Annotated in this window: 19 protein-coding genes and 1 CRISPR repeat array; of the genes, 15 read left to right on the top strand and 4 right to left on the bottom strand. The window is 61.4% G+C overall.

The window, feature by feature from the left end; genetic code table 11:
- Nucleotides 1-548: 548 nt before the first annotated feature.
- Nucleotides 549-1,892, bottom strand: a complete 1,344-nt coding sequence (trpB, locus tag HMPREF3170_RS06725; protein ID WP_070478686.1) for a tryptophan synthase subunit beta — start codon at nucleotides 1,890-1,892, stop codon at nucleotides 549-551.
- A gap of 98 nt (nucleotides 1,893-1,990) precedes the next feature.
- Between trpB and HMPREF3170_RS06720 the strand changes: the two genes are divergently transcribed.
- The 9 genes from HMPREF3170_RS06720 to HMPREF3170_RS06680 all read left to right on the top strand — a co-directional run bounded on the left by HMPREF3170_RS06720 (nucleotide 1,991) and on the right by HMPREF3170_RS06680 (nucleotide 11,696).
- Complete coding sequence (locus HMPREF3170_RS06720; protein WP_083290905.1) at nucleotides 1,991-2,515, top strand: PepSY domain-containing protein; 525 nt, start codon at nucleotides 1,991-1,993, stop codon at nucleotides 2,513-2,515.
- A gap of 170 nt (nucleotides 2,516-2,685) precedes the next feature.
- Nucleotides 2,686-4,038, top strand: a complete 1,353-nt coding sequence (locus tag HMPREF3170_RS06715; protein ID WP_070478682.1) for a TRAP transporter large permease subunit — start codon at nucleotides 2,686-2,688, stop codon at nucleotides 4,036-4,038.
- Nucleotides 4,039-4,042: 4 nt separating this feature from the next.
- Complete coding sequence (locus HMPREF3170_RS06710; protein WP_070478680.1) at nucleotides 4,043-4,342, top strand: hypothetical protein; 300 nt, start codon at nucleotides 4,043-4,045, stop codon at nucleotides 4,340-4,342.
- 12 nt (nucleotides 4,343-4,354) lie between these two features.
- Nucleotides 4,355-7,165, top strand: coding sequence for an FAD-binding and (Fe-S)-binding domain-containing protein (locus tag HMPREF3170_RS06705; RefSeq protein WP_070478678.1), 2,811 nt, complete (start codon nucleotides 4,355-4,357; stop codon nucleotides 7,163-7,165).
- Between the two features lie 23 nt (nucleotides 7,166-7,188).
- Nucleotides 7,189-7,920: a nitroreductase family protein gene (locus tag HMPREF3170_RS06700; RefSeq protein WP_070478677.1), complete on the top strand. Its 732-nt coding sequence runs from the start codon at nucleotides 7,189-7,191 to the stop codon at nucleotides 7,918-7,920.
- Between the two features lie 517 nt (nucleotides 7,921-8,437).
- Nucleotides 8,438-9,166, top strand: a complete 729-nt coding sequence (gluA, locus tag HMPREF3170_RS06695; RefSeq protein WP_070361658.1) for a glutamate ABC transporter ATP-binding protein GluA — start codon at nucleotides 8,438-8,440, stop codon at nucleotides 9,164-9,166.
- A 16-nt stretch (nucleotides 9,167-9,182) separates the two neighbouring features.
- Nucleotides 9,183-10,049, top strand: coding sequence for a glutamate ABC transporter substrate-binding protein (locus tag HMPREF3170_RS06690; RefSeq protein ID WP_070478675.1), 867 nt, complete (start codon nucleotides 9,183-9,185; stop codon nucleotides 10,047-10,049).
- A 22-nt stretch (nucleotides 10,050-10,071) separates the two neighbouring features.
- The gene (gene gluC / locus HMPREF3170_RS06685; protein WP_070478673.1) at nucleotides 10,072-10,758 is read left to right on the top strand and encodes a glutamate ABC transporter permease GluC; all 687 of its coding nucleotides are present in this window, start codon (nucleotides 10,072-10,074) and stop codon (nucleotides 10,756-10,758) included.
- Nucleotides 10,758-11,696 (top strand): amino acid ABC transporter permease, encoded by a 939-nt coding sequence (locus HMPREF3170_RS06680; protein ID WP_070478672.1) that lies wholly within the window; start codon nucleotides 10,758-10,760, stop codon nucleotides 11,694-11,696. The genes gluC and HMPREF3170_RS06680 overlap by 1 nt, the downstream gene beginning before the upstream one ends.
- Before the next feature lie 190 nt (nucleotides 11,697-11,886).
- Here the strand turns inward: HMPREF3170_RS06680 and HMPREF3170_RS06675 are convergent, their stop codons facing one another.
- The 3 genes from HMPREF3170_RS06675 to HMPREF3170_RS06665 form a co-directional block, all read right to left on the bottom strand.
- The gene (locus HMPREF3170_RS06675; protein ID WP_070478670.1) at nucleotides 11,887-12,780 is read right to left on the bottom strand and encodes an ADP-ribosylglycohydrolase family protein; all 894 of its coding nucleotides are present in this window, start codon (nucleotides 12,778-12,780) and stop codon (nucleotides 11,887-11,889) included.
- Nucleotides 12,781-12,983: 203 nt separating this feature from the next.
- Nucleotides 12,984-14,924: an ABC transporter ATP-binding protein gene (locus HMPREF3170_RS06670; RefSeq protein WP_070478669.1), complete on the bottom strand. Its 1,941-nt coding sequence runs from the start codon at nucleotides 14,922-14,924 to the stop codon at nucleotides 12,984-12,986.
- Entirely contained in the window at nucleotides 14,924-16,651 is a 1,728-nt protein-coding gene (locus HMPREF3170_RS06665) for an ABC transporter ATP-binding protein (RefSeq protein ID WP_070478667.1), read from the bottom strand. The genes HMPREF3170_RS06670 and HMPREF3170_RS06665 overlap by 1 nt, the downstream gene beginning before the upstream one ends.
- A gap of 1,042 nt (nucleotides 16,652-17,693) precedes the next feature.
- Here HMPREF3170_RS06665 and cas7u point away from each other — a divergent pair.
- The 6 genes from cas7u to cas2 are packed head-to-tail and all read left to right on the top strand — an operon-like array spanning nucleotide 17,694 to nucleotide 26,043.
- Nucleotides 17,694-18,896: a type I-G CRISPR-associated RAMP protein Csb1/Cas7g gene (gene cas7u, locus HMPREF3170_RS06655; RefSeq protein WP_070478663.1), complete on the top strand. Its 1,203-nt coding sequence runs from the start codon at nucleotides 17,694-17,696 to the stop codon at nucleotides 18,894-18,896.
- A gap of 2 nt (nucleotides 18,897-18,898) precedes the next feature.
- On the top strand, nucleotides 18,899-20,431 hold the full coding sequence (csb2, locus tag HMPREF3170_RS06650) for a type I-G CRISPR-associated protein Csb2 (RefSeq protein WP_070478661.1): 1,533 nt from the start codon (nucleotides 18,899-18,901) through the stop codon (nucleotides 20,429-20,431).
- Nucleotides 20,428-23,121, top strand: a complete 2,694-nt coding sequence (gene cas3u, locus HMPREF3170_RS06645; RefSeq protein ID WP_070478660.1) for a type I-G CRISPR-associated helicase/endonuclease Cas3g — start codon at nucleotides 20,428-20,430, stop codon at nucleotides 23,119-23,121. Before csb2 ends, cas3u begins: the two co-directional genes overlap by 4 nt.
- Nucleotides 23,118-24,146, top strand: a complete 1,029-nt coding sequence (locus HMPREF3170_RS06640; protein WP_070478658.1) for a hypothetical protein — start codon at nucleotides 23,118-23,120, stop codon at nucleotides 24,144-24,146. The genes cas3u and HMPREF3170_RS06640 overlap by 4 nt, the downstream gene beginning before the upstream one ends.
- Entirely contained in the window at nucleotides 24,143-25,744 is a 1,602-nt protein-coding gene (locus tag HMPREF3170_RS06635; RefSeq protein WP_070478655.1) for a CRISPR-associated endonuclease Cas4/Cas1, read from the top strand. The genes HMPREF3170_RS06640 and HMPREF3170_RS06635 overlap by 4 nt, the downstream gene beginning before the upstream one ends.
- Nucleotides 25,741-26,043, top strand: a complete 303-nt coding sequence (cas2, locus tag HMPREF3170_RS06630; RefSeq protein WP_070478654.1) for a CRISPR-associated endonuclease Cas2 — start codon at nucleotides 25,741-25,743, stop codon at nucleotides 26,041-26,043. The genes HMPREF3170_RS06635 and cas2 overlap by 4 nt, the downstream gene beginning before the upstream one ends.
- A gap of 188 nt (nucleotides 26,044-26,231) precedes the next feature.
- A CRISPR array of direct repeats spans nucleotides 26,232-26,553; the repeat unit is 32 nt; unit sequence ACCGCCGCTCTTTCGGGAGCGGCCTTTCATTG.

The raw sequence follows: 26,553 nt of genomic DNA, 5'->3' as shown, positions 1-26,553 counted from the left end.
TGTCCCTCCCAACCGAGTGAGTGCCAAAGGACGCGACCAACTTTTCGCGACCTGGGCTTTTGCTGGATGTGGCAGATGGAATTGCGTCCTTTGGCACTGCTGCGAGGAGGCGCGCACCAAATTCCAGGGTTTTAGGAGGGGCCTTGATAAAAGCCCAGTTCGCCGCAACGCCAAGAGGGAATCTGGTGTCGAGCTGGAGGGAGTGTGCACCAAATTCCAGGATTTCGGGAAAGTGCCGAGACAAAAGACCAGGTCGCAGGTTGGGCGGGAGGGAATGTGGTGTCCCTCCCAACCGAGTGAGTGCCAAAGGACGCAACCCCTTTTTCACGACCTGGGCTTTTGCCGGATCCGGCAGATGGAATTGCGTCCTTTGGCACTGCTGCGAGGAGGCGCGCACCAGATTCCGGGATTTTGGGAGGGGGCGGGCGGAAAAGCCCAGGTCGCCGCAACGTCCAAAGGGAATGTGGTGCACAGGCCATGCACAGGGAACGCGCAGGCAGGCGCGGGAAGAAAAAAGGGCCCCACGAGGGACCCTCAAGAACCCAAAACTAGTGGGCGACGGTGTGGCCGGCCTCGCGTTCGTTGGAGGAGCTGGTCATGGAGGCGAGGACTTCGCTGATGTGGAGGTCGCCGATGGGGGCTTGCTCGGGGTCGTCGAAGAGTTGGTCGCCGAGGATGTTGTAGACGTAGTCGAGGTCCTTGTCGCCGCGGCCGGACAGGTTGACCAGGAGGTTGAGCTCGTGGCCGTCGGCGTCGGCGACTTCGGCGAGCTTCAGGGCGTAGGCCAGGGCGTGGGAGGACTCGAGGGCGGGGATGATGCCCTCGTAGCGGGAGAGGAGTCGGAAAGCTTGGAGGGCGTCTTCGTCGGTGACGGCGACGTATTGGGCACGTCCGATCTCGCGGAGGTAGGCGTGCTCGGGGCCGACGCCTGGGTAGTCCAGGCCAGCGGAGACGGAGAAGGACTCTGGGAGGACTTCGCCGTCCTGACCTGTGACGATGTAGGAGCGGGAGCCGTGCAGGATGCCCAGCTTGCCGTGGTTGAGCGGTGCGCCGTGGCGGTCGGTGTCCAGGCCTTCGCCGGCGGGTTCGACGCCGATGAGTTTGACGTCGGCGTTGCCGGGCTCGTCCTTCAGGTATTCGGCGAAGGCGCCGATGGCGTTGGAGCCGCCGCCGACGGCGGCGATGACGGCGTCGGGGAGTCGGCCGGTGTCCTCGAGCATCTGCTGGCGGGACTCGCGGGAGATGACGGCCTGGAACTCCTTGACCAGGGTCGGGAATGGGTGGGGGCCGCAGGCGGAGCCGAGGACGTAGTGGGTGGAGTCGATGTGCTCGACCCAGTCCTGCAGGGCGATGTCGATGGCGTTGGACATGGAGCCGCCGGCGTCGTTGGTGACGGGGACGACGGTCGCACCCATCAGGCGCATGCGGCGCACGTTCGGTTGCTGGCGGGCGACATCCTGCGCGCCCATGTAAATCGTGCACTCCATACCCATCAGCGCTGCGACCATGGCGGTGGCGGTGCCGTGCTGGCCGGCGCCGGTCTCTGCGATGAGGCGATTCTTGCCCAACCGCTTCGCGATCAGCGCCTGCGCCAGCACCTGGTTGCCCTTGTGGGCGCCGCCGTGCGCGAGGTCCTCACGCTTCAGGAAAATTTTCGACGCTCCCACCCTCGGCAGGTTGGCACATTCGTAGACCGGGGTCGGCCGGCCGAGGAACTTCGCTTGGAGGCGCGAAAGCTCGTCGAGAAACTCCTTGTCCTCGCGGGCCTCGACGAAGGCGCGCTCCAGCTGATCGAGCACCGGGTAGAGCGGCTCGGGCACGTACTGTCCGCCGAACTCGCCGAAATATGCAGGTAGAAGCGTGTCGCGCTCAATCTTTTCCACATCGGTCATGGTGAATTTCCTCCGCGTTTGTGAACCTTTGTTGTGCGACACTCTACCTCCAAAACAGGTAGTGTGGGGGCTTTCTGAACCCGAACGAAGGAGCAATCATGAAACGCACACTGACAGTCTTGGCCGCGGCGGCACTGCTCGCAGGCTGCTCGAACGGCGGCACTGAGGCGCCAGCAACGAAGACCGTGACGGAGGCTCCGGAGACCACGGTGGCGACGACGACCACGGCTGCGGCGTCGGAAAGCGCGGGCGAGGCCACCAACGACGCCGCGTACGAGGCAATCGAGGCCGCGCGCCCATTCGGCACCGTCATCTCCATCGACCGCGAGGACAACACCAACGCCTTCGAGGTCAAGGTCGCGGCAGAGGACAAGATCGTTGAACTGCTTGTCGACGGCAACCACGTGATGGAAAAGGAGTCCGAGCAGGACGCTGAGGACGTAGCCAAGGCCGGACAGGCCACCGTCGCGATCGAGGACGCCATCAAGGATGCGCTGAACCAGCACGACGGCATCCTCGACTCCGCCGAGCTCGACGAAGACAACGGCGTACTGCAGTGGGAAGTCAGCATCGATAACCCGGACGGCACCGACCTGGCAGAAGTGAACGTGCCGGCGAAGTAAAAATAACCGCTACTGGGGGTCAAACCCGGGCGGGTGCAGCAACGCACCCGCCCGGGTTTTTGCGTTGGTGGGGGAGGGGTGGCGTCGATAATTAGTTGGATTTTGTAGCTACAGCAACATGCAGCGCGTAATGTGTGCCGCGTCACTAATTGGAGTTGAAGGGAGTGAACATGGGCATCGTTGCGTTGATAGTGTTCATCGCGATCACGGTTGTGTTCAATGTTTTGCTAAAACGCAATATTGCAGAGGCGCTGCTGATCGGCCTGGTCGGCGTGGCGCTCGTCGGCGGAACGAGGGCGCCAGAGCTGCTGTGGCTGGGAATTAAAAAGGCCGTCTCCTCGGAGGTCACGTTCGCCGGTATGGCGTTCGTGTTCATGGGGATCATTGTGCAGTCGACGGGCTTGATTGACAGGCTAATTACCATCCTGAACTCGATCTTCGGCCGGCTGCGCGGCGGGGCGGGCTACGTGTCCACCCTGGCCTCGGCGATGATGGGACTCATCGCGGGCTCGACCGCCGGCAACTCCGCCACGGTCGGCTCCGTGACCATCCCGTGGATGAAGCAGACCGGCTTCTCCTCCAACAGGGCAGCGACGCTGGTCGCCGGTAATTCCGGCCTGGGCGTGGCGCTGCCGCCGAACTCCACCATGTTCATCATTCTGGCGATGCCGGCGGCTGCGGCGTCGTCGGCAAGCCAGGTGTACGTGGCGCTGGCCTGCGCCGGCGCGTACGCGGTGCTGTACCGCCTGGCAGTCGTGTTCTTCTGGACCAAGAAGGACCGCATCCCCAAGACCCCGAAGGACCAGATCGTGCCGTTCGGGCAGGCGTGGGCGCAAGGGTGGCGCTCGCCGTCGATCTTCCTCGGCATCATCATCCCGGTGCTGCTCACCATCGGCCCGCTGGCCAACTGGTTCAAGAACTCCACCGGCGTCGGCGAGGACGGCATCAAGGCCATCTCCATCATCGTGTGGGTGCCGGTGCTGATCACGCTCATCGCCCTCATTGAGGGCGCGGGCCGCATCCGCCGCAACAACGCCCAGTTCAGGGCACAGATCGTCCGGGACCTGCCGAGCTTCGCCACCGTGGGCATCTCGCTGTTCGCAGCGCTCGCGGCCGCGTCCATCATGGAGGAACTCGGCGTGGGCGACCAGCTCTCCAACACGCTTGGGGCAATGGACCTGCCGAAGTGGGTCATGATCCTCGTCGTCGGCGTGCTCGCCGTCGTCGTGGCAACCCCACTGTCCTCCACCGCGACGGCAGCCGCCATCGGTGCCCCGGCAGTCGCGGCGCTCACCGCGGTGGGCATCGACCCGACGGTAGCGATCGTCGTCACCCTGCTGTGCACCTCGACGGAGGGGGCGTCGCCACCCGTGGGCGCGCCGATCTACCTCTCGGCCGCGATGGCGGAAGCCAACCCGACCAAGATGTTCATCCCGCTCATCATCTACTTTGTCCTGCCGATGATCCTGCTGGCGTGGCTCGTCGGCATGGGACTGGTCCCCGTCTACGTACCAGGAGTGTAAAACCATGAACCCAATCTTCAAGCTCTTCTCCATCCTGTTCTACGTCTTCCTCGCCGCGTTCCTCCTCGGCGGGCTCGCGCTCGTCGGCATTCAGGCAGTCGGTCTTGTCACCGGCAGCGGCGACACCATCACCGGCGCCAAAGCGGCGCTCGCGCCATGGGTCTTCGGCGCAGCTACACTTTGTGCAGTATCCGCATTCGTACTCGGCTACCGCCCCGAAGCGCTCCGAGCACAACGCGAACAACGCAAACGCGACAAAGAAGTGCAGTTCCACGAGCACCGCGACGAAAACAGCGCAGAATAATAGAGGACACGCATGAACACCACGCCACACGCCATCCAGGCCAAGCTCCGCAAAGACATGCCAACCCGGGCCGCCTACTCCTCTGACGCATCACTCTTCCGACGCGTCCCGGCGGCAGTACTCGAACCCAGCAGCGCACAAGACGTGCTCGACGGCATCGCCTACGCACGCGAACGCGGCTGGTCCATCGTAGGGCGTGGTGGCGGATCCTCCGTGGCGGGCAACGCCATCGGCGACGGCCTGGTCATCGACACCTCCCGCTACTTCAACCACATCCTCGACATCGACCCCGAGGCCAAAACGGCCACCGTGGAACCCGGCGTCATCTGCGACCAACTCCGCGACGCCGCCGCACCCCACGGCCTGACCTACGGCCCCGACCCCTCCACCCACTCCCGCTGCACCATCGGAGGCATGGTGGCCAACAACGCCTGCGGCTCCCACTCGGTGGCCTACGGTACCTCCGCCGACAACCTCGTCGACATCACACTCGCCCTCGCCGACGGCAGGGAAGTCACCTTCAGCGCCGACGGCTGCGACGACCCCACGCTTCACGACGCCCTCTCCGCCCTCTACACCCGAAACCAGGAACTGATCCAGCGGGAACTCGGGCGCTTCCCCCGCCAGGTCTCCGGGTACGGACTGCACTACCTGGGCACCGACATGGCCAAAGCCATCGCCGGATCCGAAGGCACCCTCGGGGTGATTACGCGGATGACCGTGAGGCTCGTCGATAAGCCGAAGTACACCGCACTGGCCGTACTGTCCTTCGCGGACGTCTTCGCCGCCGCCGACGCCGCCCCCAAACTGCGCCAACCCGGTGTGGCCACCATCGAAGGCATGGGCGGCGACCTCCTCGACGCGCTACGCAGCAAAAACGGGCAAGAACACGCCGGCGAGAACCTCCCCGGCCAACCCCACGCCGGCGGCTGGCTCTACTGCGAAACCGAAGGCGACACCCTCGAAGAAGCCATCGCCGCCGCCGAAGCACTCACCACCACCGTCGAACACACCGGCGCCGTCGTGGTCAGCGACCACGCCGAAGCCCGCGCGCTGTGGCGCATCCGCGAAGCATCCGCAGGCACCGTCACCCGCCTCCCCGACGGCGGCGAAGCCTGGCCCAACTGGGAAGACTCCGCCGTACCGCCCGAAAACCTGGCCAGCTACCTGCGCGGACTCTACGCCCTCATGGACACCTACGGCTACCGCGGCATCCCATTTGGCCACTTCGGCGAAGGCTGCGTCCACGTCCGCATCAGTTTTGACTTCCACTCAACAGAGGGCATCACCAACTTCAACAACTTCATGAACGACGCCGCCGCACTCGTCACCGAGCACGGCGGGTCCCTGTCCGGCGAACACGGCGACGGCCGCGCACGCTCATCCCTGCTGCACACCATGTACAGCCCCGAAATGCGCGCCATCTTCGAAGAATTCAAACTGCTCTTCGACCCGCAACGCATCATGAACCCCGGTGTCCTCGTCTGGGCCGACGCCGTCACCGACGGCCTGCGTATGGAACCCGCCCAGCGCACCCACGAAATCACACCCGTCCAGCTCTTCCCACGCGACAACGGCAGCTTCACCGACGCCGTCAACCGCTGCGTCGGCGTCTCCGCCTGCCGCTCCATGGACGGCTCCATGTGCCCCTCCTTCCAAATCACCCACGACGAAATCCACTCCACCCGCGGCCGCGCCCGCATCCTCTCCGAACTCTTCCGCGGCGAAACCATCACAGGTGACGACGCCACCACCGCCCTCGACCTGTGCCTCTCCTGCAAAGCGTGCGCCTCCGAATGCCCCGTCAACGTGGACATGGCCACCTACAAAGCAGAGTTCCTCAACGACCACTACGCCGGACGCGTCCGCCCACGCGTCCACTACCTCATGGGCTGGCTGCCAATCCTCAGCCACATCGCCCACAAACTCCCGCTCGTGCCACGCATCACGAACTGGGCTCTCCACGCCCCCGGCGTATCGACGGCCGTCGCGAAACTCGGCGGCGTCGACACCGGGCGGCCGCTCATCAGCTTCGCACCCGAGTCGCTGCAGAAGTGGGCGCGGAAGCGTTCGGGTGCGGCTGGTTCGGGGGCTTCGCGTGAGCGGATCGTGCTGTGGCCCGACAGCTTCAACAACAAACTCAACACCGGCCCGGCGCGAGCGGCCGTCGAAACGCTGGAGATGCTCGGCTACGAAGTCATCATCCCCGACGGCTTCGTCTGCTGCGGCCTGACCTGGCACTCCACCGGCCAACTCGCGATGACGCGGCGCGTGCTCGAGCACTCCGCGCACGTGCTCAAGCCGTACCTCGACCAAGGGCTGCAGGTCGTCGCGCTGGAACCGTCGTGCACCGTCATGCTGCAACACGACGCCACCACTCAAACCGCCGACCCCGCCGTCCGCGAACTCGCCGAAGCCACCCACACCTACGCCGAAATCGTCGCCCCGAAGATCCAGGCGCTCGTCGCCGAGGGCAAGGTGCGCAAGCACAGCGGCAGCATCCTCACCCAGGTCCACTGCCACGAGAAGTCACTCGGCGACCCGCAGCAGTCCTCCCTGATCCTGGCGGCGCTCGGCTACGACGAGGAACAGATCCAAACCGGGTGCTGCGGCCTCGCCGGCAACTGGGGCTTCGAAGACGGCCACGCCGAAATGTCCCTCGAACTGGGAGAACGCGAGCTGTTCCCGCGCGTGAGGGAACACGACGGGCCCGTCGTCGCCGACGGATTCTCCTGCCGCACCCAAGTCGAGCAGGGCACCGGCACCCAGGCGCAGCACGTCGCCGAAATCGTTCGCGATGTGCTTCGGGAGGAGCTCGGGTAGCCGATTTCAAGTAGCGTGTGGGCATGAACCACACCATCGAACACCAGCTACGGCACAGGACGATCCGCGAATTTGAACGGAGGGGCGTCGATAAGGAGGTGCTGGACCAGCTCTTCGAAGTCGCGATGCGCACAGCGAGCTCGCGCGGCCTGCAACAAGCCAGCATCATCCACGTCACCGACGCCGACAAGCAGCGGCGGTTGGCCGAGATCGGGCAGCAGGAATACGTCGGGCGCGCGCCCGTCTACCTGCTGTTCATCGTGGACACCGCGCGCAACGCGGCGCTGTTGGAGGACCCCTCGGCGGCGGGGCACACCCGCCCCTTCGTCGAAGGATTTACCGACGCCTGCCTCATGGCCCAAAACGTCGTCAACGCGGCGGAGTCGCTCGGGATGGGAGCCAACTACCTCGGCAACATCCACAACGACCTCCAAGCCGTCGTTGACCTGCTGGAACTGCCACGCTTTACCTTCCCGGTCGTCGGGCTGACCCTGGGCTGGCCCGCCCAAGACCCACAACTCAAACCACGCATCCCGGCGCGGCTTCGCGTCATGGAAAACACCTACCAGGCCCCCGCGAGCTGGTCCGAGGCGCTGGCGGAGTACGACCAGGAGATGACCACCTACTACGACCTCCGCGACAAAAACCGCAGATCCGACAAGTTCTTCCGCCAAGTCCGCGCAGGGTTGCCGACGCACGCCGTGCCACAGGATGGGTCCCTCGACGTAGCGAGGAGGCAGGGGTTCGAGATCTAGTTTTTTTGGGGGTGCCAGTGCCAAAGGACGCAATTCCTGTTGGATGAGGGGGTAAAAGCCCAGGTCACGAAGAAGGGGTTGCGTCCTTTGGCACTGGGGTGAGGGGGAGCGCACCAAATTCCCCCTCGTGGAGTTGGCGAACTGGGGAAACGCCGAGGGGGTCTGGCGGAAAACGGGAATGTGGTGTCTGGGCGGGGGACACGCGCACCAAATTCCTGAATTTTGGCGGCCGGGTTTATAAAAGCCCAGGTCGGCGGGGGTACGGGAGGGAATGTGGTGCGCGCGACAGGGGAGTGAGTGCCAAAGGACGCAATTCCTCGTGTGGGTGAGGACAAAAGCCCAGGTTGGCTGCGAACCGGAAGGGAATTAGGCGCGCAGTTCGGGGAGTGGGGGTGAACTTTCGGGCGAAAAGCACCCGAGAACTATACAAAGTGTGTGCCAGGCCACTAACCTGCCCGGTATGACACAAAGCACATTCACTGCCCAGAGTGGGTCGGGCAATAGCTCCAGTGAAGCCATGATTGATCTAGCGGGTGTACAGAAGCACTTCGGCGACTACCACGCGCTCCGAGACATCAACCTTACTGTGCCGAAAGGCCAGGTAGTGGTGGTGCTCGGGCCGTCGGGGTCGGGGAAGTCGACGCTGTGCCGCACGATCAACAGGCTCGAAACGATTGACGAAGGCACCATCACCATCGACGGGGTCCCGCTGCCAGAGGAGGGCAAGGCCCTTGCGAAGTTGCGGGCGGACGTCGGGATGGTGTTCCAGTCCTTCAACTTGTTCCCGCACCTGACCATCAAGGACAACGTGACGCTTGGTCCGTTGAAGGTGCGGAAGCAGGGGAAGGGGGACGTCGAGAAGCGGGCGATTGAGCTGCTGGACCGCGTGGGCATCGCGAATCAGGCGGACAAGTACCCGGCGCAACTGTCGGGTGGGCAGCAGCAGCGCGTCGCGATTGCGCGGGCGCTCGCCATGTCACCCAAAGTCATGCTTTTCGACGAGCCCACCTCCGCCCTCGACCCCGAAATGGTCAATGAAGTGCTTGATGTCATGGCCAACCTCGCCAACGAGGGGATGACGATGCTCGTGGTCACACACGAAATGGGCTTCGCCCGGCGCGTCGCAGACCGCATCATCTTCATGGCAGACGGCGCGATCATCGAAGACGCCACACCCGAAGAGTTCTTCACCAACCCGAAGACCGACAGGGCGAAAGACTTCCTGGCCAAAATCCTGGCCCACTAACCGAAAGGACAACACCATGAACATCCGTTACGCCGCACTCACCGCCGCGCTCTCCGCTGCTGCCGCAACCCTCGTCGCCTGTGGCGGCGGTGCCGGCGAAGGCACCGACCTCCTCGGCCAGATCGAATCCGGCCAGGTCACCCTGGGTACCAAGTATGACCAGCCGGGCCTCGGCCTGCGTAACCCGGACGGCACCATGTCCGGCCTCGACGTCGACGTGGCGACGTACGTGGTCAACCACATCGCGAAGGCGAACGGCTGGGCAGAACCGACCATCACCTGGCGCGAAAGCCCATCCGCACAGCGCGAAACCCTCATCCAGAACGGCGAGGTCGGCGCCATCGCGGCGACCTACTCCATCAACAAGGGCCGCTCCGAATCCGTCAACTTCGGCGGACCATACCTGGTCACGCACCAGGCGCTCCTCGTCAGCAACGACAACACCGACATCAAGGGCCTCGAGGACCTCGACGGCAAGATCCTCTGCTCCGTCACCGGCTCCACCCCAGCCCAGAAAGTCAAGGACGCCTTGCCAGGCGTGCAGCTCCAGGAGTACGACACCTACTCCTCCTGCGTTGAAGCACTCCGCCAGGGCAACATCGACGCCATGACCACCGACGCCACCATCCTGCTCGGCTACTCCGCCCAAACCCCAGGCGACTTCAAAGTCGTCGAAATGACCAAGGACGGCAAACCATTCACCGACGAGTACTACGGCATCGGCCTGGCAAAGGGCGACACCGCAGGCACCGACGCCATCAACAACGCGCTCAAAGAACTGCAAACGTCCGGAGAGTTCGACGCCCTCGTCAATAAGAATCTTGGCGGCGACGACGCAGTCGACGCCGGCACCCCTGGCGACCTCTCCTTCATCGAACAGTAAGACCCCCTAAGGCAGGAACATCATGTCCACACTCTGGTCCGACCTGGGCCCGCAGCTCTGGGCAGCCTTCTGGCTGACCATCAAGCTCACCATCTACTCAGCAATCGGCTCCATGATCGTGGGCACGATCCTCACCGCGATGCGAGTCGCACCCATCCCCGTGCTGCGCGCGATGTCGACGTTCTACATCAACGTCGTGCGCAACACACCGCTGACCCTCATCATCATCTTCTGCTCCTTCGGGCTCTACCAAAACCTCGGCATCACGCTTGCCGATAGAGAGTCCGCGACCTTCCTGGTAGACAACAACTTCCGCCTCGCCGTGCTCGGGTTCATCATCTACACCTCGGCGTTCGTCGCGGAATCGCTGCGCTCCGGCATCAACACCGTCCACTTCGGGCAAGCCGAAGCCGCCCGATCCCTCGGACTCAGCTTCGGCCAAACATTCAGCAACATCATCTTCCCCCAAGCCGTCCGCGCAGCCATCGTGCCACTCGGCAACACGCTCATCGCGCTAACGAAAAACACCACCATCGCATCCGCAATCGGTGTCGCCGAAGCATCCCTCCTGATGAAATCCACCATCGAAAACCACGCCAACATGCTCTTCCCCATCTTCGGGATCTTCGCACTCGGCTTCATCATCCTCACCCTGCCAACCGGCCTCGCCCTTGGCGCCCTCTCCGAACGCATGGCGGTGAAAAAATAATGAGCGTCCGCGCAACAGTACTTTACGACGTCCCCGGCCCCAACGGCCGCCGCACCAACCGCATCCTCACCGGCATCAGCCTCGCCGTCTGCCTCGGCATTGCCGCATGGGTCTTCTGGAAACTGCAGGCCAACGGACAACTCGCCGCCTCCAAATGGACCCCGTTCCTCAACTCCCAAACCTGGACCACCTACATCCTCCCCGGCCTCATGGGCACCCTCAAAGCAGCAGTGGCATCCATCCTGCTCGCGCTGGCCGTCGGCATCCTCCTCGGCCTAGGCAGGCTCTCCCGCAATCGTTTTGTTCGTTGGGTATGTGGCGTCATCGTCGAGATCTTCCGAGCCATCCCAGTGCTCCTCCTCATGATCTTCGCCTACCAACTCTTCGCCATCTACCACCTCGCCCCGCCAAAGCACCTGGCGTTCGCCGCCGTCGTCTTCGGGCTCACCATGTACAACGGGTCCGTCATCGCCGAAATCCTCCGCTCCGGCATCAAGAGCCTCCCCAAAGGCCAAACCGAAGCCGCCGAAGCACTCGGCTTGACCTACCCGCAAACCATGCGGACCATCCTGCTGCCCCAAGCCATCGCCGCCATGCTGCCAGCCCTGATCGCCCAAATGATCATCGCGCTCAAGGACTCCGCACTCGGCTACCAAATCGGCTACGTCGAAGTGGTCCGCTCCGGCATCCAAAGCGCATCCGCCAACCAGAACTTCCTCGCCTCGCTGGCCGTCGTGGCCATCATCATGATCCTCATCAACTGGGGACTCACCGTCCTCGCCCAACGAGTCGAACGCCAACTGCGCGCCGGTCGCGCCCGCCGCAACATCTTCGCCAAGGTGCCCGAGGAAGCCGACCAGGGGTTGGACACCAAGGACAACGTCAACGTCGACTGGCACGACCCCGACTACGTGGAAATCCGGAACCCGGACGAATAGTTGCTGAGGACTCCAGTGCCAAAGGACGCAATTCCTGTTGGGGGGAGGGGGTAAAAGCCCAGGTCGTGAAAAGGGGGATGCGTCCTTTGGCACTGGGGTGAGGGGGAGTGCACCAGATTCCCCCTCGTGGAGTTGACGACCTGGGGAAACGCGGAGGTGCCCTCTCAAAAAACGGGAATGTGGTGCGCGGCTAGGCGAGGAGGGCGTCCACCAGGTCGAGGGCGCCCTCGACGGAAAACTCCTCGGGGCGGTTCGCTTTGTGGGTGGAGTAGGCGTCGATAATGTGGCGCCACCTGAGAGGAATCCCCTCCTCCCCGTACACCGCGCCCAGGAACGCGCCGGCAATCGCGGCGTTTGTGTCGGTGTCGCCGCCCATCCCGACAATCGCGACGAGGTCCTCCTCGAAAGAGGTACCGTTCGCGACGAAATAGCACACAATATTCCAGGCGAACTGCACGTACCCCATCTGATGGCTATAGACGTCCTCGGGAAGGTGCTGCATGAACTCCCTAATTGTCGACGCCTCATCCTCAGCCGCCGCGAGCAGCGCCTCGCGAGGATCCTCGCCGCTGATCGTGCGGGCGAGCGCCTCACAGTACATACCGTTGACGGCCACCGGGTACTCGTTGGGGTGGGTGAGGCGAGCGTCGGTGCGGGCATGATCGCCGGCCAGCTGCGGGTCGTGCGCGTACGCGATGCCGATCGGGCTGACCCGCATCAACGCACCGTTCGACTTGCTTGCTGAGTTCGGCTCAAACGGCGGCCGAAGCGCAGCCGCACACGTATTGCCGATATCCGGCGGGAACGACGCCGCCCACCGCACATACGACTCAAACACGTCCTTTTCTTCGTACCCGCCGCAGCGCACCATGCTGCGGGCAAGCGCCAGCGCCAGCTCCGAGTCGTCGGTGGCCTGGCCCGGCGCGACATTGAATGGGCCGCCGCCAGTGAGTTCCCGGACACCGTCCGGGAAATTGTGCCGGATCTGCGCGGGGGAAGAGAACTCGACGATCGCGCCGAGGTTATCGCCAATGATCTGGCCGTACATGGCGCCGCGGGCCCGCGCGCGTAATGCCTGACCCATGAGGGGTTCCTTTCTCTGGTAGTTGCTGGGGGTTGCAAGTATCAGGATACGAACGGGACCCGACACGGCAGGCACGTGAGACGAAACTATGTTCGGGGTGGGGGCGCCAGTGCCAAAGGACGCAATTCCTGTTGGGGGAGGGGGTAAAAGCCCAGGTCGTGAAAAGGGGGTTGCGTCCTTTGGCACTGCGCCCTCCGAGGGGCCTAGCCCTCGGCGAAACCAGCCTGGTTGAGCTCCCAGTAGGCGCCGCGGCGGGCGAGGAGGGAGGCGTGATCGCCCTGCTCGACGATGTGGCCGTCCTGCATGACCAGGATGAGGTCGGCGTCGCGGATGGTGGAGAGCCGGTGGGCGATGACGAAGCTGGTGCGGTCGGCTTGGAGGGCGGCCATGGCGTGCTGCACCATCAGCTCGGTGCGGGTGTCGACGCTGGAGGTGGCTTCGTCGAGGATGAGCAGGGACGGCTTCGATACGAAGGCGCGCGCAATTGTGATCAGTTGGCGTTCGCCGGCGGAGAGGGCGCCGCCGTCCTGGTCGATGACGGTGTGGTAGCCGTCGGGGAGGGTGTGCACGAAGCGGTCGACAAGGGTGGCTTTGGCGGCGGCGATGACGTCGTCGTCGGTGGCGTCGAGGCGGCCGTAGCGGATGTTTTCCAGGATGGTGCCTTCGAAGAGGGTGGCGTCCTGAAGCACCATGCCGACCTGGCTGCGCAGGTCCTGGCGCGACATCGACTGCGTATCGACGCCATCAAGGAGAATCTGGCCGGAGTCGATGTCGTAGAAGCGCATCAACAGGTTGACCAGGGTGGTTTTGCCGGCTCCGGTCGGCCCGACGATGGCGACTTTCTGGCCCGGTTGTACCTCGAGGTTGAGGTCCTGGATGAGGGGAGTGTCGGTGTAGGAGAAGTGGACGTCGATAAATTGGACGTGCCCGGAGGCGCGTGTGGGGGTGGGGTGTGACTCGCGGGGCTCCTCGGGGGCGTCGAGGAACTCGAAGACGCGCTCGGCGGACGCGACGCCGCTTTGCACCATCTGAGCCATACCGCCGAGCTCCCCGAGCGGCTGGTTGAACTGGCGCGAATACTGGATGAACGCCGTCGCCGCGCCGAGCGTGAGCGAACCATTGGCGACCTTCAGGCCACCGAAAACCGCGATGAGGACGTAGGAGAGGTAGGAGATGAACTGCATGATCGGCATCATGAGCCCGGAGAGGAACTGCGCGGAGAAGGAGGCGGTGTAGAGGTCGTGGTTGCGGGCGTCGAAAAGTTCTTGGGAGGCGTCCTGGCGGCCGAAGAGCGTGATCACCTCGTGGCCGGAGAAGGACTCCTCAATGTGCCCGTTGAGCTGGCCCGTTGCGCGCCACTGCTGCTTGAAGTGCCGCTGCGAACGCTTACCGATCACCCCAACCACCAGCGCCGTCAACGGAATCGAGACCAGGGCAAGGAGGGTGAGCTGCCACGACACCGTAAACATCATCGCCATGATGCCCAACACCATCAGCACCGACTGCAACGCCTGCGACAGCGCCTGCTGCAACGTCTGCTGCACATTATCGACGTCGTTCGTGGTGCGCGACAGGATATCACCGCGCTGGCCGCGGTCGAAGTAGCTCAACGACACCCGGTTCAGCTTCGCCTCCACCTGGGCGCGCAGGCGGTAAATCTCGCGCATGACCATGCGGTTGAGCAGGAAACCCTGCAGCCACATCAGGAGGCTCGCGCCGACGTAGAGCGCCAACACCGCCAGGATCAGCTGGCCGAGGCGCGAGAAATCGACGCCCACACCAGGAGTCACATCCATCCCGGACAGCATGTCCGCGAACGTGTCCTGGCCGCCCGCGCGCAACCCCTCAATCACCTGCTCCTGGGTCGCGCCGGCGGGCAAGTGGGCGCCGATCGCGCCCGAAAAGATGACGTCCATGGCGTGGCCCATCACGCGCGGGGCGTACACATTCAGCCCGACGGACACGCACACCAGCGCCACCACCAGGGCAAACATCGCCTTGTGCGGGGCCAGCAGACCGACCAGCCGCTTCGCGGACGGCCAGAAGTTCTTCGCGGAGCGCGGGGCGCCGCCGAAGTGGCCGTCCATGGAGCCCTCGAGCTTCTGGATTTCCTCGTCGGTCAACTCGACGTGGTCCTTTGCCATTATTTTGCCTCCACCGTCTGCTGGGAACGGACAATTTCCTGATACGTCGGCGAGGACTGCAGCAGCTCATCGTGGGTGCCGCAGGCCACGATACGGCCAGCGTCGAGGACCAGGATCTGGTCCGCGTTCTGAATCGAGCTGACACGCTGCGCCACCACGATCACCGTCGCGTCGGCGACGTGCTCGGCCAGCGCCTTGCGCAGCCGCGCGTCCGTGGTCATGTCGAGGGCGGAGAAAGAGTCGTCGAACAGGAGGACGCCGCGCCGCTCCACAATCGCGCGCGCGATGCACAGGCGCTGCCGCTGCCCGCCGGACACGTTCGTGCCGCCCTGCGAAATCGGCATCTCCAAATCATCCACGAACGTGGCCTGCGCGATCTCGAGCGCCCGCCACAGCTGCTCATCCGTCGCATCCGGGCTGGCCACACGCAAATTCGACGCCACCGTCCCCGAAAACAAATACGGCTTCTGCGGCACCATCGCCACCGCATCCACCAGCTGCTCACGGCGTAACGACGCCACATCCCGACCACCAAGCAGCACCCGACCGCCCGTCGGCGCGTAGAGGCGCGGAATCAAACCCAACAACGTCGACTTGCCCGAACCCGTCGAACCGATAATCGCAGTTGTTTCGCCAGGGTTGGCCTGGAAGGAGACGCCGTCCAGCACCGGTTCCTCTGCGCCCGGGTACGTGAAGGTCACGTCCTCGAAGGTGACGGTGCTGTTTGCCGGGTCGCTGGCTGCGCTGGCTGTGCTGGCGTGCGGCTCGGTCAGCGACGGCTCGTGCTTCAACACCTCCGTGATACGGGTGGCGCACACCAGGGCGCGCGGCAGCATCATCGCCATGAACGCGCCCATCATCACCGCGGCGAGGATCTGCAGGAGGTACTGCAAGAACGCCGTCAGGGACCCGACCTGCACCTCACCCGCATCCACGCGGTGGCCACCGAACCAGAGGACCGCCGCAGTCGCCAGGTTCAGGATCAGCATGATCAGCGGGAACATCATCACAAACAAATTGCCGATCCGCAGACTCAACCGCGTGAGGTCGGCATTGGCGGCGTCGAAACGCTCGGACTCGAACTCCTCCCGCGTAAACGCGCGGACCACGCGCACGCCCGCGATCTGCTCGCGGAGCACGCCATTAATACGGTCAATCTTCGACTGCATCGAGCGGAACAACGGCAGCAGCAGGCCGATCAGCACCGCCACGACCACCGCCAACACAACGACAGAAACCGCGACCAGCCAACTCATCCCCGGATCCTCCCGAACCGCCATGACCACGCCGCCGACCATCATGATCGGCACCGCCACCATAAAGTTCAAGAACATCAGGAACACCTGCTGGACCTGCTGCACGTCATTCGTCCCGCGCGTAATCAACGTCGCCGAGCCGAAGTGCGACATGTCCTCCGCCGAGAATCGCGACACCCGACCAAACACTTCCTCGCGGATATCACGGCCCGTGCCCATCGAGGCCCTCGACCCGAACCACACCGCCGCGCACGCCGCGATCACCTGCACAAACGCCACGGCCAGCATCACGCCGCCGGTACGCCAGATGAAGGGGACGTCACCTTGGGAGACGCCTTCGTCGATAATTTTTGCGTTCAGGCTGGGCAAGTAGAGCGTCGCCGCAGTCGTGATTGCCTGCAGCAACACCACCGCGAGCATCGCGCCGCGGTACGGGCGCGCGTGCCTGCGCAAGAGCCTTACGAGGTCCATGAACGGTCCTTTTCTGGTTGTGGAATTGGAAAGTTTGATTGTAGGCGTCATTTTTGGAGGGGGACAGGTAGTGATGATGAGTTTGCTCGAGATTTTGTGAACAGAATTGCGTTTTTGCTTGCGCCCCACTTTTCGCTTTCCGACGCCCACTTCGCCCCCACCGCGCCAACCGGGTACCATGGAACGCGGTCAGTCACCATTGCCTGTCACATTGCTAGTCTCTGATGACAGCAACAGCGTGACGACCTCCTTTCGGGTCTGGTGGGGCCCGAACCTAAAGGGCCTGGTGGGGCCCATGGTGGGGCAGCCCGCGCGGTACTACGGTACGGCGCGGGCTGTTTTGGTTGGGGGGTTAGAGAGGCTTACTTTTAATCACATTAGGGATGAACGCAAATCCTGCGACAATTTGGCCAAAGTCCTCGTTAATGCTTCGAAGCAGACGAATTGAATACTTGTGGAACTTCAGCAGCCGGTCTGTATCAAGCATTGGACGTAGGTGACTCGCACGATTTCTCATTTGCCTCACCTCTTGGGACCACCGATATATTGCTTCTTTCGGTTCATTACTGAAACCAACACTCAGGGCGTTGTTCCAGAGCCATAGCCTGGCATTGCTATTACTCGTTGCGCTCGGGTGCGGGAGAATGCTAGTCCACGTTCCAAAGGATAATCCGGCAACAAGATCGTGATGATTGGGTTGCTGCACCAGGCATTCTGACCGGGCTTCCCTCTCGATTTCCTCCTTTAGAGTTTGATCCTGCTAGTAATGCCACAACCCTCTCGGGTGGGGTAGCCTTGAAGTTCGTCACGCGACCTTTCATTGAGGATCTCTCTCCGCTTGGTGAAGTGAAGACACCCATACGCCGTCGCGTGGCTCACTCCAATTAACACTACTCTCTTTCCGCTTGAGCGGTTTTGTCGGAGTGTTCTGATACATTGGAACTAACCAACAAACGTTGGCTCCCAAAGCGCTAGCCCAAGTATAAAAACCCTCCCGGACATTAAGGACGTGGGTTAGCACAACTTTTCGAAAGGATCACTTATGTTGAATCTAGAAGAGCTTCTTGCAGCATGTAAGCCTGGCGGACCATCAGCTTGGTCATCCGTAACAGAACTCTCTGCAGCAGCCGGATCACACGCATCCATCACTCCGGCGAAATATGTGCAGGGCAACTCGCAGTGTTTCGCCTTTGAAACCAGGTACATCGACAAAAAACCGAATGAGGTTGTGATTATTGACGGCATCGCGTCGTCAACTAACCGTGGCGAAAAGGCCATCAGCAACTCCATCCTTGACGGAGACCCACTGATTTCCCGTATTCCGCGCATTGCCCTGTCTTATGGCGATGAGACCCTCACCGATATTGACCTGCCGCACCGTTTTGCTGACGGCCACATCCGCGCCGGAAGCTACGAAGGGAAACCCGTCACGCAGGCCGACTGGTTCCGAGAGATTCGAAACTCGAAACCACGTAACTACCGTGCACTCCTCAACACTGCACCGATAGCTATCCTGTGCGGTGGTTGGGACTCTGTCCGACCAGAAGACCAAGTTCGAATCCGTCGATCGATTACCGGAGAGACCATTGGTGTGCTGGCAGATCAGAGTCGGCCAGGATCCGAACAGCAGGGAGCGCGCAGTGGCGCACGTGTTGACCCAGTAGGTGCATCGGTACAACTGGATGCAGCAGCCTTCAAGAAGATCATTGACAACCAGGCAGACAAGCTCTCGGAGAAAAAAGTCAAAGATACTCAGGACAAATTGAAGAAGGCCAAGAAGGGTGAGACCTTCTCGGGCTCCGCAGTCGGCGTCGGTGCACTGCCACCCACCCTCGATCCGTTGGGAGGAGTGTCCTGCTCCCGCGTGATTCGCTCCTGGGTACTCAGCTTCACGGCGCTGCGCCAGATCAGCTTCGGTGGCACCCCTGAAGAAAACGTTGCTGGTCGCGCACTCATCGCGGCCCTCGGCTTCGCGCTGATCGCCCGTGCAGAGCAAGAACTGTACTACCGCTCCAACTGTGATCTCGTTGAAGTCGCAGCGCCTGTCGTCAAGCTTGACCTGCGTTACGGCGAGAAAAAAGAGCTACCACCGCTCTCCATTGAGGCTGCTGACGCGCTACTCAAGGAGGCACTCGACCACGCTGAGGCCCTTGGAGTCGCTGACTGGCATGGTCAGATCCGCGAAGTGGTAGGCAACCCTGACATCTACGCCGGCGCAGCCGAACCAAGCGAAAAGGATGAATAATCATGGCCCAATTGACGTTGAAAGCGTCGCTTCCTTTGGGCACCTACTACGGGCATCGGAGTGACGGGTCCGTCGAAAACTCGCCGTCACCCCTACGTCTACATGCTGCGCTTCTCGCTGCTGCTGGTCAGGGGCCTACGTCCGAGGATGGTCAACCGTCTGATGCGTCGCTCAAAGCACTGCGATGGCTTGAAAAACACCCACCGAACGGGCTGTATCAGCCCGAGACACTGCTGCTCAATGGTGGTCACCACCGAATTGGGTACAGGGATGTAGGAACGTTCGACGCTACGAAGAATTCAATTCGCAAAAAGGTGGAAGCACGCCCGATTTCTGACGGCGTAGCAGTCCGTGACTACTACGGCTTCATGTGGCACGACGTGCCAGAGGATGTTGCTGAAACGCTCACAGCCCTTGCTGAGGATGTGCCGTACCTCGGCGAGAGCCACAGCGTAGTCACGATTAGCGCCGAGCGCTTTGAACCGAACCTGCTGCTTTCCCCGACGGCGAACTGCTTCACGCGCGAGGCTCACTCGCGCGCTGTTCCAGCCGAAGGCCGAACTGACGCGCTGATCGCTGCGTATAACGCGCGGTTTAAAGCCAAACCACCATCACTGAGCCGTGACAAGTTCTCAAAAGGTCAGAAACCAACGAGTGAAAAGCCGTCAGAGGCTTCAATCGGTGAAACTTGGTACGAGCCCATCGAAGGCGAACCAGAAACAGCACCGTGGGCGACGGCGTATTTGTTCAATCTCGATCGAGAAGTCGACAAACGTGACCGTGTCGCGTTGTGTCTCAGCATGCATAAGGCACTGATTTCGCGGATTGGTTTTGGCGCTGCACCCCTGATTACCGGGAAATACAACAAAGGTGTGTTGCCTCCGGCAAACCGACTTTCCATCCAGTACATCCCGACAAAGCTTGCCCAACTGCTTGGAGAAAACGGCCCTCTACTGGCGCTTTTTGTACCCAACGGTGCTTCGCCGGAAGAGCTGCAGCAAGTACAGGAAGCTGTACATATCAAGCACCTATGGTCAAGTAGCTTAGGGAAAATCGGTGTTTCCTTTGCAAACACCACCAGATCTGGAACCCGGTTCTGGCCGGCACCGGCAGCTGGCAAGCACCGTCTCTGGGCGACCGAGATGCCCATCGTGCCTGAGATGCGACGAATCCGCGATAAGGACTCAGAATGGAGTCTCGCGGATTCAGCACTGGTCTCGGCGGGATTCGTATGGCGTGACAGGTTCAACATAGAAGGGAAGGGGCCGAAGCGGTACATCTCTCTTCGTGACCAGGTGGCGCAACACAAGGTCATTGTGGCCAAGACTCAACTCGTCACACGCTCCGTGCGCAGGTTCGCGCACCATTCGCCGAAGGGCGTGCCCGTACAGCCGTACGATGCTGTTCTCGACTTGGGGCGGTTGCACCCTCCGCAAGCAGCGATCATGCTCGGCCAGTCACGTCACCTTGGTGGGGGACTGCTGTATCCCTTCGACATCGAGCTTCCCGTTCCAGAACAGACAGAGGAGTCATGATGGAACCAGTACAGTTACATGATTTCGACGAGTTCTTTGCAGCGCTGAACGGTGGACACAAACCCTTCAGTTGGCAATGCGCACTCGTCAGCCACGTCGTGCAACACGGAGTGTGGCCAGACCAAATCGTTGCTCCAACAGGCGCCGGTAAGTCTTCGGTCGTCGATGTTCACGTTTTCCTCAACGCGCTGAGTGCGTGTGGGAATGCGCCCAGGATTCCACGTCGACTACATACCGTTGTCAACCGGCGCGGCCTTGTGGACAACCAGTACCAGCGGGCACTCTCTATCCAATCAATGCTCAAAGAGGCGCTGCAGGACCCTGCAGCAGCATCGGATGTTGTTCTTCGAGTGGCATCTGCGCTCCAGACATTCAGCGGCAACCGTCAAGGACATCCGCTTGTTGCGTCAGTGCTTCGTGGCGGTCTGACTTCACGTTCACTTCCTGTGAGCGACTTCTCGAGCTGCGCCGTCATTGCCTCAACGCCGGATATGTGGGGTTCACGCGCGCTCTTCCAGGGTTACGGTTCAACACTGTATGCGCGTCCGCGTGAAACCGCGCTCATGACGATGGACTCCGTTGTGGTACTCGATGAAGCACACCTCAATAGGCAACTGCTGGTAACGGCGCGACGTATTCGAGATATCCAACAAGCAGGAGCTAAAACGGGGATTCCGGAACTCCAAGTAGTCGAAACAACGGCGACGCCGTCTACACACAATACCGAGTACTCCTCCATCGGAGTAGATCCCAATGACCTTGAGTTTCCTCGCGACAACGCTCTCCATCTGCGTCTTCACGCCACGAAGCGCATCACCCATGAGCAGCTTCCGAAGTGGAACGGCAAGATGGGGAATCGCGCCGTCGTCGACGGCGCGATAGAGCGCATAGAGCAGTGGCTCAACGACGAGGCCCGAACGGGCACCATCGGTTGCATCGTGAACCATGTGGACACAGCGATCAAGATCTCCGCCGCGCTGAAGAAATCAAAGATTCGTGCAGTACTTCTGGTCGGTCGTTTGCGGCCGCACGACCTGGAAGACATCGAGGAAACCTATCCGGGGATCTTCACTCCGAAGGGCCATCCTGACGTCGATGTTGTCGTAGCAACGCAGACGCTCGAGGTAGGAGTTGATGTTGATTTCCAATACATGGTGACAGAACTTGCCCCAGCAACCGCAGTTCAGCAACGTATTGGCCGACTCAACCGGCTCGGAAAGTACGATGACGCTGAGCTGGTCATTCTGCAACCAACAGCGGATGCGGCCCCAAAGCGGGACTGTCCCCCATATACAGCAGAAGATTTACGTAATGGGCTTACATGGATCAACCAGTTCGAGGACGGAGAAGACATCAACCCGGCTAGGGTGGGCGAATACGCGGCACCAGCAACAGATCCGCGACGCCTGCTGTACCAGCGCCTCGAGTTCCGCGATGTCGAGCTCCTGGCAAAGTCCTCGGAGCGTCACGCTCACCCAATGGAACTCGAGTTTTGGCTTCGTGACGACCTTTCCGACGAAACTCCGCAGGCCGGGGTAGTAGTCCGTCACACAGTAGCTAAGACTGCAGAAGCAACCATCGAGCTTCTTCGAACGATCCCTCCGACTGCGAATGAGGTCTTTCCAGGAAGTATCACGACGGTTAGAGAGGTCGCTTCAAAGGTTGCCCAAACACTAGGTCCCGATCACGCAATTCCGCAGCTCGTCTATCGCGCTGGCGAGATTGAAGTATTGGAGGAGGTCAAGGACCTCAAGCCTGGCGACGTCCTCATTGTCACCGCTGATATCCCAATCACTACTGAGCAAGTCTTGTCGATCCCGGCAGGAGACAAAGACGCACCCGAAGAAGCCGCCATCGATGGGGTTACGGTGTATCTACCAAAGGATCAGGGAGAACTCGACCTCGAGTTATTCCGTGCCGCGCACGAGCTGACGCCGACGGAGTTCACAGAGCTGTGGTATTCCCGGTTCCCTGACGACGAAGCACAGGCACCGAGTATCGAAATCTCTACTTCTATCGTCGAGGATCCGCGCGGCGACATGGCTGCCTGGATCATCCGGCGCGAGTCGAAGATACTGCGAGCAGACTCCGAGACGATTCAGGAGTGGACGCCTAGCGTGCAACCAGGCGGCGAAACGCCTCCGACGCTTGCAGACCATCAGCGTGACGTCGCTCAACGCGCGCGTGAGATCTGCGACGGCCTCGGGGTGGAGGGCTCCTTTGCTCAACACATTGTCACCGCTGCTGAACTGCATGATGAAGGAAAACGAGACCCTCGATTCCAACGCATGTTGAAGAACCCTGATGCCACACGCCCCTGGGCAAAGAGCCTCACTCGGAGCCGTCAGGAGATCCTTCGTTCGAAGGCGGGATCGGAGCTGCCTATCGGCTGGCGCCATGAACAACTTTCAGCAGTTGTTGCTGAGGAGAAGCGGCTGTCCGGCGATAAGCGCATCAACGAACTTGTCGTCCACATTGTTGGGGCAAGCCACGGCAGAGGACGCGACCTCTTCCCGCACACCGGCGAAGAGCTCGATCCAAGGTCTGAAACTGCTCACCGACTGTTTACAGAAGGGCAGTGGGAGAGCAACGTCAGAACCCTCACGCGGAAGTTCGGCGCTTACACCCTCGCGCTGTGCGAGTCCCTTGAGCGCGCTGCGGATGCTCAGATTTCAGGAGAAGGACGATGAAACACTCAATCACAGTCGCAGGCGATGTTTACTCGGGACTGACCCACTTCGCTCTTGCAGGTCTTAGCCTCATTGCAAGATCGCTCACTGATGGAGCGGTGACCATCCATTGGAACAACGACCCGACTCCAAAAGGCATCCTCGAAATGGAGGACGTCACTCCGCTTGAGCTTGCCGAAGCAACAGTGCAGATCAGCCGGAACTGGCATGACGGTTGGGCTACAACCCAAGTCCAGTACGGGGAAGGAACATTCTCTCCTTTCAGTCCGCGCTTTAAAGCGATCAATCCCACCAAGTTCCCCGAGGACTGGAGTCGCCACCAGGAGGCTCGATCGAAGGATCTCGACCAGCTGCAAGAGCAGTCAGACATGTTGGGACTGCAGTTCATCCAGGCTCTCGGTGAAGCTGCCTACTGGAGGTTCAACGGCAAGGACCCTCGTCCTGATAACGGGGCGTCCCGCTGGGAAATGAAGACCCGCAATGCTGGCGAGGAATTCGTTTCCCAGAAACTGTCGAAGTTCGTCGAAGAGCTCGCATCATGGGACCCGGAACGTGTGTTGGCAGGCTGGCAGGGCGACAAGATCGAAGACCCATTTGGCGGTGACGCGTCCCGAACGCCATCGGGATTCACCCCTCCCGGAGAAACCGATCTGGCGCTCGCCTTTGCAGCGCTCATAGGCATCGGGCAGTACCCGATTACGCCCCGCACTTCGCACGTGACGTTCACTCCTGGGGCTTACCCTGATACCGCCCACCATCCGCAGTTGGCTGTATTACCAGTACCAACTACGCCGATAAGCCCAGAGCGGTCCGAAAGCATCGTGTTGTCTTCCTCGTGGAGCGACATAGTCAACGCCTTTGGCGCCCAAGCGGAAGGGAAGACAGAGGAAGGTGTCCTCCCGGAGAAAGCGATTGCGTCCTTACGCGCGTACGGTGTGCCAGCAGCCGCAACATTCCGCATTTATGTAAGTCCGGCAAAGGCGCCCGAACGCTACTTCGAGCGAGGAAGGGTCCAACTACTGTGATTGCAGAAGAGGACTTCCTGCCGATCAGCCTGGTGCTGCACACCGCCTACTGTGAGCGTCGCACCTGGCTCGAGGCAAACGGGGAAACTACGTTTACTCAGCAGATGCAGGCAGGCGACGTGGCTCATCAGGCGGTAGATAACGCAGCGAACTCTCGGTCGCAGCGCCTCACGTCGTATCCGCTTCGATGCGAAGCGCTCGGACTCGTTGGGAAAGCAGATGCTGTCGAGTTTCTTGACGAGCACGAGGTGGCTTTGGTGGAGCACAAAGCCACACCAGTGCGCAGGCGAGCGGTTGTGACGCCAGCGAACCGACTGCAGCTTACGTTACAGAGGGAGTGCCTGCGCGAGGCGGGCTTCTCCGTCGTTGATCAGGCGATTTACTTCACTGATCATCGGCGACGCGTGAGCGTGGAGCTCACCGAGGACGATGTGGACAACGCAGCTCGCATGGTTGCAAGGACGCGGGACATCGTTGACTCTTCGCATGCTCCGGTGCCACTTGTGAACGACGAACGCTGCGCGCGTTGCTCCCACTTTTCCGTTTGTCTGCCGGATGAATATAACGGAGGAAACCCCCGCCGCAGAATCCACGCCGCAGACCCCGATGGGCAGGTACTTCACCTCACCACGCAGGGTTCTCGTGCGAGCATTCGGCGGGGCAGAGTGGTCGTCGAAAAGGAAGGAGAAAAGCTTGCCGACGCCCCGCTAGCGCGCGTTCAAGGCGTAGTAGTCCACGGCAACATCGACCTATCCAGCGCGTTGCATCGAAACTTGCTCTGGAACGACGTTCCGGTTGTTTGGTGCTCATCTACCGGGCGGGTCTACGGAATGTCGCAGCCCGCCGACGGCCCTAATGGAGCAGCGCGCGTGGAGCAACACGTCCGGAGCCACAACGGGGATCTCACCATCGCGCGCGGGATGATCACAGCAAAGATCGCCAACCAAGCAACGCTGCTTCGACGCAACGGCGATGCACCCGATGCAGTGCAGTTTCTCCTGAACGAGGCAGAGCGCGCATCAACTGCGGGTGACATTCCCGAGCTCTTCGGTATTGAAGGCGACGCAGCTGCTGCGTACTTCAAGAGCTTTCCAACAATGCTCAGTAGCAAGCGCATGGAGGCACTCGAGTGGGAGTGGGCCGGAAGGCATGGCAGAGGAGCTGCCGACCCCATCAATATCTTGCTGAACTACGCCTACGGGCTGCTCCGTACGGAAGTGATCCGAGCGATCCTCACCTGCGGGTTAGACCCACACGCGGGGTTTTTGCACAGCAGTGGGCGAAACAAACCGGCGCTCGCCCTAGATCTGATGGAGGAGTTCCGTGCTCCTATCGCGGACTCGGTGGTGATCTCAATGATCAACCGCCGAGAGATTAAAGCAACGGATTTCACTTACATTCAGGACGTTGCTCGGTTACGCGACAGCGCGAGGAAGAAGGTGATCGCCGCGTTCGAACGCCGAGTGCAGACCAGTATTCAGCACCCACTGTTCGGTTATGACGTGACGTGGCGCCGAGTCATTGAGATCCAAGCCCGGATGATTCTCGGGGTGCTCACTGGTGTGCAGCCTTCCTACGTTGGAGTGACAGTCCGATGAGCAGAGACGACGCACGCAGAACGCTTATCTGCTACGACATCATCCACGATCGTCGCCGCGACCGCGTTGCGACCACCCTGCAGGAATACGGCGATCGAGTGCAGTACAGTGTATTCATCGTGGACATCTCACCCGCCCGATTGTTGCAGCTCAAGTCCGAACTGGAACAGCTCATTGATTCGGACGAGGACTCCATCCTCTTCTGCGATCTCGGAAGAGTTGCCGAACTCAATGAGCAACGCTTCGGGTACCTTGGGAAGTCGCGGGAGGTGACCGACAACGATGTCCTAATTTTGTAGGTCATGCTTGTCCTGCGAGCGCTCCGGTGTAACGAAAACCCCAGGGTACGCTCGCAGAAGGAAACCGCATGTCAAAGGTGAGAACTCAATAGTGAAGGCAAAAGATCAACCTCAAAACTGCTATTATTCCTATTGCGCTCGGAACCTCCAGCAAACCCGCTGTATATGGCCCTATTTTTCCGGGGTCTACCGCCGCTCTTTCGGGAGCGGCCTTTCATTGAGGGACCACGACTTTCTCCCCGGGTTTTGCTCCGACTCGGAACCGCCGCTCTTTCGGGAGCGGCCTTTCATTGAGGGTCTACTGGCACGACGAAGTACGCGAAGACGGCAGCAACCGCCGCTCTTTCGGGAGCGGCCTTTCATTGAGGGTGAACACCTGTTTCAGCCGCCAGCCGATCGCGCGCTTACCGCCGCTCTTTCGGGAGCGGCCTTTCATTGAGGGATCACCTTTGTAGCATAGTGTGCTAGCGTATGCAAAACCGCCGCTCTTTCGGGAGCGGCCTTTCATTG

It is taken from the genome of Corynebacterium sp. HMSC08D02, assembly GCF_001807505.1.
In the GTDB taxonomy this organism is placed as follows: domain Bacteria; phylum Actinomycetota; class Actinomycetes; order Mycobacteriales; family Mycobacteriaceae; genus Corynebacterium; species Corynebacterium pseudogenitalium.
This window is presented reverse-complemented; position numbering and strand designations above follow the sequence as displayed.